General features: G+C 62.4%; 17 protein-coding genes and 1 riboswitch. Of the genes, 3 read left to right on the forward strand and 14 right to left on the reverse strand.

All coding sequences use genetic code 11. The features are described 5' to 3' along the window. Positions 1-10: 10 nt before the first annotated feature. From nuoK to NKH33_RS10980, 14 genes are all read right to left on the reverse strand, one after another. Complete coding sequence (gene nuoK / locus NKH33_RS10915; protein ID WP_023676620.1) at positions 11-319, reverse strand: NADH-quinone oxidoreductase subunit NuoK; 309 nt, start codon at positions 317-319, stop codon at positions 11-13. A 1-nt stretch (position 320) separates the two neighbouring features. Further along, a complete protein-coding gene (locus NKH33_RS10920; protein WP_023676621.1) occupies positions 321-941 on the reverse strand; it encodes an NADH-quinone oxidoreductase subunit J in 621 nt (206 codons plus the stop codon). A gap of 118 nt (positions 942-1,059) precedes the next feature. Further along, entirely contained in the window at positions 1,060-1,551 is a 492-nt protein-coding gene (gene nuoI, locus NKH33_RS10925; RefSeq protein WP_023676622.1) for an NADH-quinone oxidoreductase subunit NuoI, read from the reverse strand. Positions 1,552-1,747: 196 nt separating this feature from the next. Continuing rightward, on the reverse strand, positions 1,748-2,791 hold the full coding sequence (gene nuoH, locus NKH33_RS10930; RefSeq protein ID WP_292663045.1) for an NADH-quinone oxidoreductase subunit NuoH: 1,044 nt from the start codon (positions 2,789-2,791) through the stop codon (positions 1,748-1,750). Positions 2,792-2,793: 2 nt separating this feature from the next. Beyond that, positions 2,794-4,875 carry an NADH-quinone oxidoreductase subunit NuoG gene (gene nuoG / locus NKH33_RS10935; protein WP_352919419.1) on the reverse strand — a complete coding sequence of 694 codons (2,082 nt, stop codon included), beginning with the start codon at positions 4,873-4,875 and terminating at the stop codon, positions 2,794-2,796. A 74-nt stretch (positions 4,876-4,949) separates the two neighbouring features. Next, on the reverse strand, positions 4,950-5,645 hold the full coding sequence (locus NKH33_RS10940; protein WP_352919422.1) for a helix-hairpin-helix domain-containing protein: 696 nt from the start codon (positions 5,643-5,645) through the stop codon (positions 4,950-4,952). 77 nt (positions 5,646-5,722) lie between these two features. Continuing rightward, entirely contained in the window at positions 5,723-7,027 is a 1,305-nt protein-coding gene (nuoF, locus tag NKH33_RS10945; protein ID WP_023676626.1) for an NADH-quinone oxidoreductase subunit NuoF, read from the reverse strand. Between the two features lie 10 nt (positions 7,028-7,037). Continuing rightward, positions 7,038-8,099 (reverse strand): NADH-quinone oxidoreductase subunit NuoE, encoded by a 1,062-nt coding sequence (gene nuoE, locus NKH33_RS10950; RefSeq protein ID WP_352919425.1) that lies wholly within the window; start codon positions 8,097-8,099, stop codon positions 7,038-7,040. A 22-nt stretch (positions 8,100-8,121) separates the two neighbouring features. Continuing rightward, entirely contained in the window at positions 8,122-8,490 is a 369-nt protein-coding gene (locus NKH33_RS10955; RefSeq protein WP_352919428.1) for a hypothetical protein, read from the reverse strand. Positions 8,491-8,492: 2 nt separating this feature from the next. Next, the gene (locus NKH33_RS10960) at positions 8,493-9,683 is read right to left on the reverse strand and encodes an NADH-quinone oxidoreductase subunit D (protein ID WP_352470232.1); all 1,191 of its coding nucleotides are present in this window, start codon (positions 9,681-9,683) and stop codon (positions 8,493-8,495) included. 50 nt (positions 9,684-9,733) lie between these two features. Then, positions 9,734-10,291 (reverse strand): DUF2059 domain-containing protein, encoded by a 558-nt coding sequence (locus NKH33_RS10965; protein ID WP_352470231.1) that lies wholly within the window; start codon positions 10,289-10,291, stop codon positions 9,734-9,736. Next, complete coding sequence (locus NKH33_RS10970; RefSeq protein WP_352470230.1) at positions 10,288-10,890, reverse strand: NADH-quinone oxidoreductase subunit C; 603 nt, start codon at positions 10,888-10,890, stop codon at positions 10,288-10,290. The genes NKH33_RS10965 and NKH33_RS10970 overlap by 4 nt, the downstream gene beginning before the upstream one ends. 5 nt (positions 10,891-10,895) lie before the next feature. Continuing rightward, on the reverse strand, positions 10,896-11,477 hold the full coding sequence (locus tag NKH33_RS10975; protein WP_023670824.1) for a NuoB/complex I 20 kDa subunit family protein: 582 nt from the start codon (positions 11,475-11,477) through the stop codon (positions 10,896-10,898). Further along, complete coding sequence (locus NKH33_RS10980) at positions 11,468-11,833, reverse strand: NADH-quinone oxidoreductase subunit A (RefSeq protein ID WP_023676631.1); 366 nt, start codon at positions 11,831-11,833, stop codon at positions 11,468-11,470. The genes NKH33_RS10975 and NKH33_RS10980 overlap by 10 nt, the downstream gene beginning before the upstream one ends. A gap of 335 nt (positions 11,834-12,168) precedes the next feature. Between NKH33_RS10980 and NKH33_RS10985 the strand changes: the two genes are divergently transcribed. The 3 genes from NKH33_RS10985 to cobW all read left to right on the forward strand — a co-directional run bounded on the left by NKH33_RS10985 (position 12,169) and on the right by cobW (position 15,111). Then, positions 12,169-13,368: a winged helix-turn-helix domain-containing protein gene (locus NKH33_RS10985; protein ID WP_352817123.1), complete on the forward strand. Its 1,200-nt coding sequence runs from the start codon at positions 12,169-12,171 to the stop codon at positions 13,366-13,368. A gap of 29 nt (positions 13,369-13,397) precedes the next feature. Further along, positions 13,398-13,601: riboswitch (cobalamin riboswitch) on the forward strand. Positions 13,602-13,639: 38 nt separating this feature from the next. Further along, on the forward strand, positions 13,640-14,074 hold the full coding sequence (locus NKH33_RS10990; protein WP_352817126.1) for a DUF1636 family protein: 435 nt from the start codon (positions 13,640-13,642) through the stop codon (positions 14,072-14,074). Continuing rightward, a complete protein-coding gene (gene cobW, locus NKH33_RS10995) occupies positions 14,071-15,111 on the forward strand; it encodes a cobalamin biosynthesis protein CobW (protein ID WP_352817129.1) in 1,041 nt (346 codons plus the stop codon). The genes NKH33_RS10990 and cobW overlap by 4 nt, the downstream gene beginning before the upstream one ends. The last annotated feature ends 13 nt before the right edge of the window (positions 15,112-15,124 follow it).

A 15,124-nucleotide genomic window follows, 5' to 3' on the forward strand; every position in this document is an offset into this window, starting at 1 on the left:
GGTGGTTCCGTCAACCCTTCATCATGTTCACGTCTTCGACCGCGATCGAGCCGCGGTTGCGGAAGAAGACGACGAGAATGGCAAGGCCGATCGCCGCTTCGGCCGCCGCGACCGTCAGCACGAACAGTGCGAACACCTGGCCGACCAGGTCGCCGAGCGCCGCCGAGAAGGCGACGAAATTGATGTTGACGGCAAGCAGGATCAGCTCGATCGACATCAGGATGACGATGACGTTCCTGCGGTTCAGGAAGATGCCGAACACGCCGAGCGTGAACAGGATCGCCGATACGGTCAGGTAGTGCGCGATGCCGACGACCATCTCAGACTCCTTCGCCCGTCTTGACCTTGCGGATTTCCACTCCGGTTGCCGCCGTGCGGCCGACCTGGGCGGCGATCGACTGCCGCTTGACGCCCGGCTTGTGGCGCAGCGTCAGCACGATGGCGCCGATCATGGCGACCAGCAGCACCAGCCCCGCCACCTGGAAGTAATAGAGGTAATCCGTATAGAGGATGTCGCCGAGCGCTGCCGTGTTCGAGCGCGCGGCCAGGTCCGGAATGGGCTTGGCGACCGTCGCCGCCAGTTTCGGCGCGAATGTATAGCCGCCGAGCACCACGATCAGCTCCGCCGCCAGGATCAGCCCGACCAGCGCGCCGATCGGTGCATATTGCAGGGCGCCTTCCTTCATTTCGGCGAAGTCGACGTCGAGCATCATGACGACGAACAGGAACAGCACCAGCACCGCGCCGACATAGACGACGAGCAGGATCATCGCCAGGAACTCGGCGCCGGTCAGCATGAAAAGGCCGGCGGCGTTGAAGAAGGTCAGGATCAGGAACAGCACCGAATGCACGGGATTGCGCGCCGATATGACCATGAACGCCGATGCCACCGCGACAAAGGCGAAGAGGTAGAAAAAGGCCGCCTCTAGTCCACTCAGCATGGGTTCCCCCGGGTTTCCTGTCAGAACAGGACGTTCGTCCTGTTTTTTGCCACCGCCTCCGGTCGGCAAGTTGCGTGTTCCTTAAACGAGGGCCCTCGCCCCGTCCATGCGTCAAATATCAGCGGTAAGGCGCATCCAGCGAGATGTTGCGCGCCAGTTCACGCTCCCAGCGGTCGCCATTGGCCAGGAGCCTGTCCTTGTCGTAATAAAGCTCCTCGCGCGTCTCCGTCGCGAATTCGAAATTCGGGCCCTCGACAATGGCGTCGACCGGGCAGGCTTCCTGGCAGAAGCCGCAGTAAATGCATTTCACCATATCAATGTCGTAGCGCACGGTGCGCCGCGTGCCGTCATTGCGACGTGGGCCGGCTTCGATGGTGATGGCCTGCGCCGGGCAGATCGCCTCGCATAGTTTGCAGGCGATGCAGCGTTCCTCGCCGTTCGGGTAGCGGCGCAGCGCATGTTCGCCACGGAAGCGCGGGCTGACCGGCCCCTTTTCATGCGGATAGTTTATCGTTTCCTTCGGCGCGAAGAACTGGCGCATCGACAGGAAGAAAGCGCTGACGAAATCCTGCAGAAGCAGCGACTTGGCGGCCTGGGAAAGAGCGGACATCAAAGGGCTCCCGAAAGTTTCATACCTTGAATCCATCCAACTATTGGCAGAAAGGCAAAACCGAAAAAGGCAACGCCTCTTAGGACACGTCGGTTTTTCAGTGGAAGTTCGGGCTTCAACCAGTAAGCGCGAAGTAGAAAGAACTCGACAGCCGCAAAAGCAACGCCACCGATCGCTCCCCCAATTTCATATGTCATCACGCAAACCCCGTGATCTTGAGGAAGGCGGCGGTGGCGACCACCATGAACAGCGAGATCGGCAGGAACACCTTCCAGCCGAGCCGCATCAGCTGGTCGTAGCGGTAGCGCGGCACGAACGCCTTCACCATGGAGAACATGAAGAACACCAGGCAGACCTTGAGCACGAACCAGATCAGCCCCGGCACCCAGGTGAACGGCGCGAAGTTGAAGGGCGGCAGCCAGCCGCCAAGGAACAGGATGGTGGCCAGCGCGCACATCAGGACGACGGCGACATATTCGCCGAGGAAGAACAACAGGAACGGCGTCGAGGAATATTCGACCATATGGCCGGCGACAAGTTCCGATTCGGCTTCCACAAGGTCGAAGGGCGGCCGGTTGGTCTCGGCCAACGCCGAGATGAAGAAGACGATGAACATCGGGAACAGCGACAGCCAATGCCAGTCGAGGAAGGTGTTGGGCAGGCCGAGCCGCGTGCCCAGCCCGTCCTGTTGCGACAAGACGATGTCGGACAGGTTGAGCGAGCCGACGCAAAGCAGCACGGTGACAATGACGAAACCGATGGAGACTTCGTAGGACACCATCTGCGCCGCCGAGCGCAGCGCGCCGAGGAAAGGGTATTTCGAATTGGACGCCCAGCCGCCCATGATGACGCCATAGACCTCGAGCGAGGAGATGGCGAAGACATAGAGGATGCCGACATTGACGTTGGCGATCGCCCAGCCTTCATTGACCGGTATGACCGCCCAGGCAGAGATCGCCAGCACCGCCGACACCAAGGGCGCCAGCAGGAAAACGCCCTTGTTGGCGCCGGACGGGATCACCGGCTCCTTGAAGACGAATTTCAAAAGGTCGGCGAAGGCCTGCAGCGTGCCCCACGGGCCGACGACATTCGGTCCGCGGCGCAATTGCACCGCCGCCCAGATCTTGCGGTCGGCGTAAAGCACATAGGCGACGAAGATCAAAAGCACGACGATCAGCACGACCGACTTCAAAAGGATCAGCAGCGCCGGCAGCACGTAGAAGGAGAAGAAGGTGTCCATGTCTACTCCGCCGCCTGCCTGAAGCCGTTCTTCGCCAAAGCCGAGCACTCCGCCATCACCGCGGAAGCCCGCGCGATCGGGTTGGTCAGGTAGAAATCCTTGACCGGCGAGGTGAAGGTGCCCTTGTTCAGCCGCCCGCCGAGCTTGGCAACCCTGGCGATGTCGGCCGGGTCGCCGGCCGCGACATGGTCGATGCGGGCAAGATGCGGGTATTCCGCATAGAGCTTAGCGCGCAGCTGCGGCAGCGAATCGAACGGCAGCTTCTTGCCGAGCACATCCGACAGTGCCCGAACGATCGCCCAGTCCTCGCGCGCCTCGCCCGGCGCGAAGCCGGCCCGGTTGGTCTGCTGCACGCGGCCTTCGGTGTTGACGAAGGTGCCCGACTTCTCGGTATAGGCGGCACCCGGCAGGATGACGTTGGCGCGGTGTGCGCCCTTGTCGCCATGCGTGCCGATATAGACGACGAAAGCGCCGCCGGTCTTGGCCATATCGATTTCGTCGGCGCCGAGCAGGAACAGCACATCGGTCTCGCCCAGCATGCCGGCGACGTTCCTGCCGCCCTTGCCCGGCACAAAGCCGACATCGAGGCCGCCGACGCGTGCCGCGGCGGTGTGCAGCACGGCAAAGCCGTTCCAGTCGGCCCTGGCGGCGTTGACGGCGACGGCGAGCTTCGCCGCCTGGCCGAGCACGGCCGCCCCGTCCGGACGCGCCAGCGCACCCTGTCCGACGATGATCAGCGGATGCGTCGCCTTCTTCAGCAGCTGGAAGAACTTGCCGTTACCGTCGGCCAGATCCTTCAGCGATTCCGGCCCGGCGCCGAGCTGCTCGTAATCATAGCGCGTATCGCCGACATCGCCGATGACGCCGACCGGCAGATTGCCGGCCCGCCAGCGCTTGCGGATGCGGGCGTTGAGCAAGGATGCCTCGAAGCGCGGATTGGCGCCGATGATCAGCACCGCATCGGCCTGTTCGATGCCTTCGATGGTCGGGTTGAACACATAGCTCGCCCGGCCGAGCGACGGATCGAGTGCGGCGCCGTCCTGGCGGCAGTCGGTGTTCTTCGAGCCGAGCGAAGCCATCAGAAGCTTCAGCGCGTAGATCTCCTCGACGGCGGCAAGATCGCCGGCAATGGCACCGATCTTTTCGGGTGCCGCATTCGACACCGCTTCCTTGATCGCGGCAAAAGCCTCGGCCCAGCTTGCCGGGGCCAGTCTGCCGTCCTTGCGGACATAAGGGCGGTCGAGGCGCTGCGTGCGCAAGCCGTCCCAGATGAAGCGGGTCTTGTCGGAAATCCATTCCTCGTTCACCGCCTCGTTGGTACGCGGCAGGATGCGCATCACTTCGCGGCCCCGGCTATCGACGCGGATCGCCGAGCCGACGGCGTCCATCACGTCGATGGATTCGGTCTTGGTCAGTTCCCACGGCCGTGCCTGGAAGGCATAGGGTTTGGAGGTCAGCGCACCGACCGGGCAAAGGTCGATGACATTGCCCTGCAGTTCCGAAGTCATCGCGCTTTCGAGATAGGTGGTGATCTCGGCATCCTCGCCGCGGCCGATCAGGCCGAGCTCGGATATGCCGGCAATCTCGGTGGTAAAGCGGACGCAGCGCGTGCAATGGATGCAGCGGTTCATGATCGTCTTGACCAGCGGCCCGATATACTTGTCTTCGACCGCCCGCTTGTTCTCATGGTAGCGCGAGGAATCGACTCCGAACGCCATCGCCTGGTCCTGCAGGTCGCACTCGCCGCCCTGGTCGCAGATCGGGCAGTCCAGCGGATGGTTGATCAGCAGGAATTCCATCACGCCTTCGCGCGCCTTCTTGACCATCGGCGTGTTGGTGAAGATTTCCGGCGGCTCGCCGTTCGGGCCGGGGCGCAGGTCGCGCACGCCCATGGCGCAGGACGCCTGCGGCTTGGGCGGGCCGCCTTTCACCTCAATTAGGCACATGCGGCAATTGCCGGCGATCGACAGCCGCTCATGGAAGCAGAAGCGCGGCACTTCCGCGCCGGCGTCCTCGGCCGCCTGCAGCAGCGTGTAATGGTCGGGTACAGTGATCTCTTTCCCGTCGACCTTGAGCTTTGCCATTTCGCCTCAAACCCCTGCGGACGTTCCGCAATCTTTCCTTCCGGGCGCAGCCGAGACCGCGCACGATGTTGAATTCACTTTTTGTCCCCGGCCAACGCGGCCGCCTGACCGATCCAGCCGTCACGGCCGATGCGGCCCTTCAACGACAGGTAATCTTCGACCCAGGCGATCTCTTGCGGCGTCCACGCGGCGATCTGGGCGTATGTCCAGATGCCAAGGCCGTTCAGCACCTTTTCCAGTTTCGGCCCGATGCCCGATATCGCCTTGAGGTCGGCCGGCTCGGCTGGCCGATCCATCGGCTTGGGCTGCTTGAAATCCTCCGGCATCAGCCCGGCCGACGCATCCGCTGCAACGGTGCTCGCATTCGCCAAGCTCCGCGCCGCGGTGCTCGTCGCAATGTCGGTCACATCATTGGCAAAGGACTGCGCCTCGGCAATCAGGGTTTTGGTCGCCGCGCGCGCCTTTGTCGAGGAGCTTTTGCCGGTTGCGGAAAAGCGTTCCGTTCGCGCCTCGAAATCCTCGGCGACCGGTTGCCAAAGCCGCTGCGAGGTCTCAGCGGCGCCTGAAAGCACGCCCATCCAGATACCAAAGGCGTGGTTGGCAAGGCCGATGCCGAGTGCCGTCATCGCCGCCGCGCCCGCGACAGGATGCGCCAGGAGATTGACGGCATTGGCCATCTCCTTCGGCATCATCCTGGTCAGATCCTGGTTCATCTTCAACAACGGGTCCATATCGGGCGTAAAATCGTCGGGTGTCGAAAACAGCGACATAGGTGGTCTCCTGGTCGTTTCCGTCTGCCCCGCGCTCGTTTCCTCGTTTCGGACATTCGCCCGCATTTTGAATTCTTCTATTCCGCCGCCGCCAGCACCGGTTCGGCGCGGTGTGCGTTGCGCGAAAACTCGTCGATGCGCCGCTCCACCTCGCCGCGGAAATGCCGCATCAGGCCCTGGATCGGCCATGCTGCCGCATCGCCCAGCGCACAGATCGTGTGGCCCTCGACCTGCTTCGTCACGTCGAGCAGCATGTCGATCTCGCGCTTCTGCGCCTCACCGCGCACCAGCCGTTCCATCACCCGCCACATCCAGCCGGTGCCCTCACGGCAGGGCGTGCACTGGCCGCAGCTCTCGTGCTTGTAGAAATAGGACAGCCGCGCGATCGCTTTCACGATATCGGTCGATTTGTCCATGACGATGACAGCCGCCGTGCCGAGGCCCGATTTCAGGTCGCGCAGCGCGTCGAAATCCATCGGCGCGTCGATGATCTGCTCGGCCGGCACCAGCGGCACCGAGGCGCCGCCCGGAATGACCGCCAGCAGGTTGTCCCAGCCGCCGCGAATGCCGCCGCAATGCGTCTCGATCAGTTCGCGGAACGGGATCGACATCGCCTCTTCGACGGTGCACGGATTGTTGACGTGGCCGGAGATGCAGAACAGCTTGGTGCCGACATTGTTGGGCCGACCGAAGGACGAGAACCAGGCGGCACCGCGGCGCAGGATGGTCGGCGCGACAGCGATGGACTCGACATTGTTGACCGTCGTCGGGCAGCCATAGAGGCCGACATTGGCCGGAAATGGCGGCTTCAGCCGCGGCTGGCCCTTCTTGCCCTCGAGGCTTTCGAGCAGCGCCGTTTCCTCGCCGCAGATATAGGCGCCGGCGCCATGGTGCATGTAGATGTCGAAATCGTAGCCGGAGGTATTGTTCTTGCCGATCAGCTTGGCCGCATAGGCCTCGTCTATGGCGCGTTGCAGCGCCTCGCGCTCGCGGATGAACTCGCCGCGCACATAGATGTAGGCGGCGACCGCGCCCATGGCGAAGCCGGCAAGCAGGCAGCCTTCGACCAGCGTGTGCGGGTCATGGCGCAGTATGTCGCGGTCCTTGCAGGTGCCGGGCTCGGATTCGTCGGCATTGACGACGAGATAGCTCGGCCGGCCGTCGCTTTGCTTGGGCATGAACGACCATTTGAGCCCGGTCGGGAAACCGGCGCCGCCGCGGCCGCGCAGGCCCGATGCCTTCATCTCGTTGACGATCCACTCGCGCCCCTTGGCAACGATGCCGGGCGTGTTGTCCCAGGCGCCGCGCGCCATGGCGCCGGCCAGCGACTTGTCGAAGCGGCCGTAGATGTTGTTGAAGATGCGGTCTCTGTCCTGAAGCATTGCTCGTTCCTCAGACCGGCTTCTTGCCGGTCGGCCGGCTCCTGTTTCCGGGCGACGGCTTGGCCGCCTTGGCGGCAGCCTTCGCCGGTTTGACCTTGGCCTCCGGCGCTTTGAAAGCAGACGCCGGCTCGGCCTTGTTCTTGGGGCCCTTGCGCTGTTTCGAGACGTCCTCGACCTGCGGTTCGGCCTTGTTGGCATTGGCGGCCGAATGCAGAGGCGCTGCGACGCTCGCCGCCCTTTCCGCCGCGGGCGCGACTTTCGTCGCCGACGGCGATTTCAGCGCCGGGTTGGTCTCGACCGCGTCGGTCTTCGGCTTGCTGGCATTCGAGGGCGCAACCGGCGCCGGCGCGGCAGGAGCAGCTGGCGGAACTGATGCTGCGGCGGCAGCCGCCGGCTCTGCATCCTTGGCGGCCTTGGTCGCCGCCCTGGTTTCCCGGTCGCGGGTCGCCTTGAGGATCGCCTTTTCGCTCTTGAGGGTCGTCAGGCCACTGGCCGGCTCAGAGGTGATGCGGCCGTTTTGCGGTCCTGGCGTCACCGAAGCACCTTTGCCGGCGTCATAGAGGTCGATGATCTCGGCAAGCCGCTCCGGCGTCAAATCCTCATAGGTGTCCTTGAATATCATCACCATCGGTGCGTTGACGCAGGCGCCGAGGCACTCGACCTCCTCCCACGACAGCGTGCCCTTGTCGTTGGTGTGGAACTGGTCGTGATGGATCTTCGAGCGGCACACATCCATCAGCGCTTCCGAGCCGCGCAGCATGCAGGGCGTGGTGCCGCAGACCTGGATATGCGCGCGGGTACCGACCGGATTGAGCTGGTACTGCGTATAGAAGGTGGCGACTTCCAGCCCACGGATATAGGGCATGTCGAGCATGTCGGAGATCGTTTCGATCGCCGCCTTGGTCACCCAGCCTTCCTGCTCCTGCGCCAGCATGAGCAAGGGGATAATCGCGGATTGCTCGCGCCCCTTCGGATATTTCTTGATCCACTGCTTCGCCGCCGCCGCATTCGCCCGGTTGAAGGCGAAGGAGGCTGGCTGGAGGCTGGCTTCTGCGAGACGGCGGACTGACATGGAGTTTCGCTTTTATGTTTTCTTATTGAACCGAACTGGAGACGCGATAGCAGTTCTCAGATTGCCCTAACACGCATACAAACTCTTCCTTACCGCGCTTCAGACGGATGTATTCATCATAACGATCGTCAACCCAAGAGACACAGTAAGGCCTCGGCCGGCTGGGCACTTGGGCAACAAACGACTCGATCGGACACGGAAGAGAATGAAAACCCATCCCGTCATCCATCGGCGCATGCCTCTCGTATGTACGCCCCATCAGCAAGTCGCCCTCCGAGACCAGCTCAAACCCGATCTTGAGCAGGTCTCGCGAAAGCAATCGACCATCCGGGGCCCAAGCAGGAACTTGGGCCGCCATGGTCAGAACCGCTGCGGTGACAAGCGCGTTCATTGCTACCGATCCACCTCACCAAACACGATGTCGAGGGAGCCGAGAACGGCGGTGACGTCGGCCAACATGTGGCCGCGACACAAAAAGTCCATGGCCTGGAGGTGCGCGAAGCCGGGCGCGCGCAGCTTGCAGCGATAGGGTTTGTTGGTGCCGTCGGAGACCAGATAGACGCCGAACTCACCTTTCGGCGCCTCGACCGCCGCATAGACCTCGCCGGCCGGCACGCGGTAGCCTTCGGTGTAGAGCTTGAAGTGATGGATCAGCGCTTCCATCGAGCGCTTCATCGCCGCGCGCTTCGGCGGCACCACCTTGCCGTCGAGGTTAGACACCGGCCCGCTGCCTTCCTTGCCGAGCAACAGGTCGACGCACTGGCGCATGATTTTCGCCGACTGCCGCATCTCTTCCATGCGTACCAGATAACGGTCGAAACAGTCGCCGTTCTTGCCGATCGGAATGTCGAAATCCAGCTCGGCATAGCATTCGTAGGGCTGCGATTTGCGCAGGTCCCACGGCGCGCCCGAGCCGCGCACCATGACGCCGGAAAAACCCCAGGCCCATGCGTCGGCCAGAGACACCGTCGCGATGTCGACATTGCGCTGCTTGAAGATACGGTTGCCGGTCAAAAGCGCGTCGAGATCGTCGACCGATTTCAGGAATGGGTCGATCCACTTGCCGATGTCCTCGATCAGCTTCTGCGGCAGATCCTGATGGACGCCCCCGGGGCGGAAATAGGCAGCATGCATGCGCGAGCCCGAGGCGCGCTCATAGAACACCATCAGCTTTTCGCGCTCGACGAAGCCCCACAGCGGCGGCGTCAGCGCGCCGACATCCATCGCCTGCGTCGTCACGTTGAGGATATGCGACATGATGCGGCCGATTTCCGAATAGAGAACTCGGATCAACTGGCCCCGCTTCGGCACCTCGATACCGAGCAGCCGCTCCGCGGCAAGCGCAAAGGCATGCTCCTGGTTCATCGGCGCGCAATAATCGAGCCGGTCGAGATAGGGCACGGCCTGCAGATAAGTCTTGGCCTCGATCAGCTTTTCCGTGCCGCGATGCAACAGACCGATATGCGGATCGACGCGATCGACGACTTCGCCGTCGAGCTCCAGCACAAGGCGCAAAACGCCATGCGCCGCAGGGTGTTGAGGGCCAAAATTAATGTTGAAATTGCGGACGGAGGTTTCAGCCATTTTTTCTATATACTCATTGCCCCAGTACCGGAGCTTCGATCCTCAACAAATCAGATTTTGATGTCCTTACCCTGTGCCTTCAGGGCAGCTTGTGTCTGCCGGAGTGCCTCAGGGACGATGGTTTTTTGGAAGTACTCGGCCAGATACGGCAGTTTGGCCATATAGGCCGGCGTCTTTGCCAAAATACGCGACCCCATCGGCGACGCGTAAAAGTCATCCATCGCCTCCACTTCATCGGGATCGAAGGCTTCCAGCAGCATCAACGCCGTCAGATGCTCTAGAGTCTCCGAGTTATCCAGCAATGCTCGCTTGATGAAGTCATCAGCAAACTCACCCGCATCGCTGTCTGAAATCGAGGGATTGGCTCCTTTCAATTCAGCTATCGTTTGCTGCCGCAAGGCGGGCGCCATCGCTTTGAAATTTGCGTTCATGTTGAAATTTCGAACATAGCGCAAGGCAGCGCTGACCGCTTTGGGATCATATTTTTGCAGCTTAGACTCAAAATTGCCGTCAGGAATGCTATCCGCTCGACCCGTCAAGTCACCGGCCAACAGCGCGAAAAACGATACGATCACGATCGGAAGCCAATGCCGTGATATTTTTATCATTGTTTCGCCTTTTCGTCGCCTGGAAGCACGTAATCCGTACCTTCCCACGGAGACAGAAAATCGAAATTGCGGAATTCCTGCTTGAGCTCCACCGGCTCGTAGATGACGCGCTTGGCTTCGTCGTCGTAACGCACCTCGACGAAGCCGGTCAGCGGAAAGTCCTTGCGCAGCGGATGGCCTTCAAAGCCGTAGTCGGTCAGGATCCGCCGCAGATCGGGATGGCCCGAAAACAGCACGCCGTAGAGATCGTAGGTCTCGCGCTCGAACCAGTCGGCGCCGGGATATATCCCGGTGATCGACGGCACGAGCGTCTCTTCGTCGGCCTGGACCTTGAGCCGGATGCGGATATTCTGCTTCGGCGACAGCAGGTGATAGACGACGTCGAAGCGCTTTGCCCGTGACGGATAATCGGCGCCGCAAACGTCGATGATCGAAATGAACTGGCATTTCGGGTCGTCGCGCAGGAAGGTCACCACCTCGATCAGGTCGCGCGGCTCGACCGAGATAGTGAGTTCGCCATAGGCGAGCACCGCCGCGCCGATCCGGCCGATCAGCTTCTCGCCGAGATAGGTCGAGAGGTCATTCAACGCCTGGGTCATGCCGCTCACCGCTCGATCGTGCCGGTGCGGCGGATCTTCTTCTGCAGCAGAAGGATGCCGTAGAGCAGCGCTTCGGCGCTCGGCGGACAGCCGGGCACGTAGATGTCGACCGGCACGATGCGGTCGCAGCCGCGCACCACCGAATAGGAATAATGATAATAGCCGCCGCCATTGGCGCAAGAGCCCATCGAGATGACGTAGCGCGGCTCCGGCATCTGATCGTAGACCTTGCGCAGCGCCGGCGCCATCTTGTTGGTCAGCGTGCCGGCGACGATCATGATGTCGGACTGGCGCGGGGACGCGCGCGGCGCGACACCGAACCTCTCCGAGTCATAGCGCGGCATCGACGTATGGATCATCTCGACGGCGCAGCAGGCGAGGCCAAACGTCATGAACATCAGCGAGCCGCTGCGCGCCCAGGTGATCAGCGCCTCGGTCGAGGTGACGAGAAAGCCCTTGTCGGCGAGCTCGTTGTTGATCTCCAGGAAGAATGGATCGTCGGACCCGACCGGCCTGCCGGTGTTGGGGTCGATGAGGCCCTTGGGCTTCGGCGCGACGAGCGTACCGGAACTGTCGTTCAATCCCATTCCAGCGCTCCTTTTTTCCATTCATAGGCAAAGCCGATGGTCAGCACCGCCAAAAACACCATCATCGACCAGAAACCGAGCATGCCGATCTGGCTGAACGACACCGCCCAAGGAAACAGGAAGGCCACCTCCAGATCGAAGATGATGAACAGGATCGACACCAGGTAGAAGCGGATATCGAACTTCATGCGGGCGTCGTCGAACGAGTTGAAGCCGCACTCATAGGCGGAAAGCTTTTCCGGATCGGGGTTGCGGTAGGCCACCAGGAACGGTGCAGCGAGCAGCGCCAGCCCGACGATCAGCGCCACGCCGATGAACAGGACGATGGGCAGGTACGAACCTAAAAGTGCGTTCATGCTGCAGTTTCCGTTGGCGGCCAATCCACTCTGATTACAGCACCGGACCCACTTGCGGAAGCGTGACAGTTTAACCACTGAACCGTTTTAAGGGGGCTCTATGCTGCAACGCGGCGAGGGTTAGCGCAGCGCTTTCGGCGAAGCAAGTCAAACCTTGTTCAAATCGCGGTGCTGGACGGCATATCCGGGAAAACTGGTCCGATCCGCTCCTGTTTGATTTCCTTCACTTTTTACTCCACTTTTCTCTCCTGACATGGATGCCGCCAAAACCCTGCTAGCATGGCACGGAATCGCAGGTCATTTTCTCTGTCTAAAATCCTCCGGATGCCGCCTTCATGAAGGAAAAAATCTCGCTTGCCACGGCCCGCCGCATCGCGCTCGCGGCACAGGGATTCAATGACCCGCGACCCACCGGCACGCCTGACCGCCGGCATCTGGCCCGCGTGCTTGCCCGTACCGGCCTGCTGCAGATCGATTCCGTCAGCGCCGTGGTGCGCGCCCACTATATGCCGCTCTATTCGCGGCTTGGCCCCTACAAGCTGGCGCTGCTCGACGACGCCGCCGTAACGCGCAAGCGCATGGTCTTCGAATATTGGGCGCACGAAGCCTCCTTCTTGCCGGTCGAGACCTATCCGTTGATGCGCTGGCGCATGCAGCGGGCCGAGTGCGGCGACGAAATGTACAGCGGATTGGCCAAATGGGGCCGCGAGCACGCCGCCTATATCGAAGACATCTATCGCGAGGTCGCCGAACGAGGCCCGATCGCGGCGTCGGCTTTCGAAGGGCAGAAGGGTTCGGGCGGCTGGTGGGGCTGGAGCCATGCCAAGCACGCCTTCGAATGGCTGTTCTGGGCCGGCCGCATCACCACGGCGCATCGCCGCGGCTTCGAACGGTTCTACGATCTGCCGGAGCGCGTGCTGCCGCCAACAATACTGAGTCTGCCAACGCCCTCCACCGAAGACGCTCACCGCGAATTGCTGCGCATCTCGGCCCGCGCCCACGGCATCGCCACGGCAGGAGACCTGCGCGACTATTTCCGCCTCTCGCCCGCCGACATCAAGGGCCGCATCGAGGAGTTGGTCGAGGCCGGCGACCTGTTGCCGGTGAGCGTCGAAGGCTGGAACAAAACAGCCTATCTCCACAAGGACGCCCGTTTGCCGCGCAAGATCGAGGCGCGCGCCTTGCTCGCGCCGTTCGATCCTGTCGTCTTCGAGCGGTCGCGCACCGAGCGGTTGTTCGATTTCCACTACCGCATCGAGATCTACACGCCGGCCGAAAAGCGCCGGTATGGCTATTATGTGCTGCCATTCCTGCTCGGCGACAGCATCGTCGGGCGCGTTGACCTCAGGGCCGACCGCCCGGCCGGCGTACTGCGCGTTCATGCCGCCTATGCGGAGCCCGGCGCCTCGCTGCAAACCGCAGCCGAGCTTTTCGAAGAATTGAAGCAGATGCAGGGCTGGCTCGGCCTGGAACGCATCGAGGTGACCGCTGCCGGCGACCTCGGCCGGCCGCTCGCGGATATCGCCGCGCCATAGACGTGCGTTGACACGACTGCCCCCACAAGCCTAAATCCGTTCCAGACGGTCCCCTGCCCGCAACGGCAAGGGCCAAGAGGGAATGCGGTGCGAAATCTCGATTTCAAATCCGCGGCTGTCCCCGCAACTGTAAGCGACGAGCCAAGGCCGAAAACCACTGGGATGTTCCCGGGAAGGCGGCACCCAGGCGATGACCCGCGAGCCAGGAGACCTGCCGTCTAGGACATAAGAATCCGATCGCCTGGCGGGTTTTCCGGGCAAGGAGCCTGATTTGGAACGCGACAGCAGTTTTCCGGCTGAGACAGCGGATTTATTGTCCGGCCTTGGTGATTCCCCGGCCGGCGTTACCGTCATCGTCTGCTCGTCATGCCGTGACGAGACCGGTTCGGACGCTCATCCGCGCGCCGGCGAACTGCTCGCAGAGGACACGCGCCGCGCCGCTTCCAGCGAAAACATCAAAATCCGCACCGTCGAATGCCTCGGCAATTGCAAGCGCCGGCTCAGCGCGGCCATGCTGCGCGACGGCTGCTGGAGTTACGTCTTCGGTGATCTGACCACGACCAGCGGCGCCGATCTCGTCACCGGGGCAAAGCTGTTTGCCACCTCGACGGATGGGCTCATTCCTTGGCGCGGCCGTCCCGATTGCCTGAAGCGCGGCCTTGTTGCCCGCATCCCTCCCCTCGACCTTTTGAAGGACCTGACATGACCGCTGCCTCCCTTTCACGCGTTTCCTGCACCGTGGTCACCGGCTTTCTCGGCGCCGGCAAGACGACGTTGATCCGCCATTTGCTCGAAAACGCCAAAGGCAAGCGCCTGGCCATCATCGTCAACGAGTTCGGCGACATCGGCATCGACGGCGAGATTCTGAAGGGCTGCGCCATCGACACCTGCCCCGAGGAAAACATCGTCGAGCTGGCCAATGGTTGCATCTGCTGCACCGTCGCCGATGATTTCGTACCGGCGCTGGACCAGATCCTGTCGCTGACGCCGAGGGTCGACCACATCCTGATCGAGACATCCGGCCTCGCTTTGCCCAAGCCGCTGGTCCAGGCCTTCCAGTGGCCGTCGGTGAAAAGCCGCGTGACGGTGGACGGCGTCATTGCCGTGGTCGACGGACCGGCGCTGGCTGATGGCCGCGTAGCCAACGACATGGACGCCCTGCAGGCCCAGCGCGCGCAGGACGAGACGCTCGACCATGACGATCCGGTCGAGGAAGTGTTCGAAGACCAGCTCGCCTGCGCCGACCTGATCATCCTGTCGAAGAGCGACCTGATGGACGCAGCCGGCTCGGCCCGTGCCAATGCCGTCATCGGCAAGCACGTTGCGCGGGCGGTGAAGATCGTACCGACTTCGCAAGGCAAGGTCGACCCGTCGGTGCTGCTCGGCCTCGGCCTCGCCGTCGAGGACGACATCGAGAACCGCAAGACCCACCACGACGACGAGCTCGACCACGAACATGACGATTTTGACTCGTTCGTCATCGACATCGCGTCTGTGTCCAACCCGGACGAGCTCGCACAACGGGTCGCCACGGCGGCGGAGGAAGAAAACGTGTTGCGCGTCAAGGGTTTCGTCGAAGTCGGCGGCAAGCCGATGCGGCTCCTGCTGCAGGCCGTCGGTCCGCGCGTCAACCACTATTACGACCGCGCCTGGACCGCTGAAGACGACCGCCGCTCGCGCCTGGTCGTCATCGGCCTGAAAGGGCTGAACCGCCCGGCCATCGAGCGTATCCTCGCCGGCTGACCCCAGGTACGAG

The sequence above is a fragment of the Mesorhizobium sp. M1182 genome (assembly GCF_040318335.1).
Taxonomy (GTDB): Bacteria; Pseudomonadota; Alphaproteobacteria; order Rhizobiales; family Rhizobiaceae; genus Mesorhizobium.

Coding starts and splice junctions, on each gene's coding strand:
- nuoG (WP_352919419.1), bottom strand. CDS start 4,875: ATGGCAAAGCTCAAGGTCGACGGGAAAGAGATCACTGTACCCGACCAT.
- nuoK (WP_023676620.1), bottom strand. CDS start 319: ATGGTCGTCGGCATCGCGCACTACCTGACCGTATCGGCGATCCTGTTC.
- NKH33_RS10985 (WP_352817123.1), top strand. CDS start 12,169: ATGAAGGAAAAAATCTCGCTTGCCACGGCCCGCCGCATCGCGCTCGCG.
- NKH33_RS10970 (WP_352470230.1), bottom strand. CDS start 10,890: ATGACCCAGGCGTTGAATGACCTCTCGACCTATCTCGGCGAGAAGCTG.
- nuoF (WP_023676626.1), bottom strand. CDS start 7,027: ATGCTTCAGGACAGAGACCGCATCTTCAACAACATCTACGGCCGCTTC.
- nuoH (WP_292663045.1), bottom strand. CDS start 2,791: ATGGACACCTTCTTCTCCTTCTACGTGCTGCCGGCGCTGCTGATCCTT.
- NKH33_RS10960 (WP_352470232.1), bottom strand. CDS start 9,683: ATGGCTGAAACCTCCGTCCGCAATTTCAACATTAATTTTGGCCCTCAA.
- NKH33_RS10920 (WP_023676621.1), bottom strand. CDS start 941: ATGCTGAGTGGACTAGAGGCGGCCTTTTTCTACCTCTTCGCCTTTGTC.
- NKH33_RS10980 (WP_023676631.1), bottom strand. CDS start 11,833: ATGAACGCACTTTTAGGTTCGTACCTGCCCATCGTCCTGTTCATCGGC.
- NKH33_RS10955 (WP_352919428.1), bottom strand. CDS start 8,490: ATGAACGCGCTTGTCACCGCAGCGGTTCTGACCATGGCGGCCCAAGTT.
- nuoI (WP_023676622.1), bottom strand. CDS start 1,551: ATGTCCGCTCTTTCCCAGGCCGCCAAGTCGCTGCTTCTGCAGGATTTC.
- cobW (WP_352817129.1), top strand. CDS start 14,071: ATGACCGCTGCCTCCCTTTCACGCGTTTCCTGCACCGTGGTCACCGGC.
- NKH33_RS10940 (WP_352919422.1), bottom strand. CDS start 5,645: ATGTCGCTGTTTTCGACACCCGACGATTTTACGCCCGATATGGACCCG.
- nuoE (WP_352919425.1), bottom strand. CDS start 8,099: ATGTCAGTCCGCCGTCTCGCAGAAGCCAGCCTCCAGCCAGCCTCCTTC.
- NKH33_RS10965 (WP_352470231.1), bottom strand. CDS start 10,291: ATGATAAAAATATCACGGCATTGGCTTCCGATCGTGATCGTATCGTTT.
- NKH33_RS10975 (WP_023670824.1), bottom strand. CDS start 11,477: ATGGGATTGAACGACAGTTCCGGTACGCTCGTCGCGCCGAAGCCCAAG.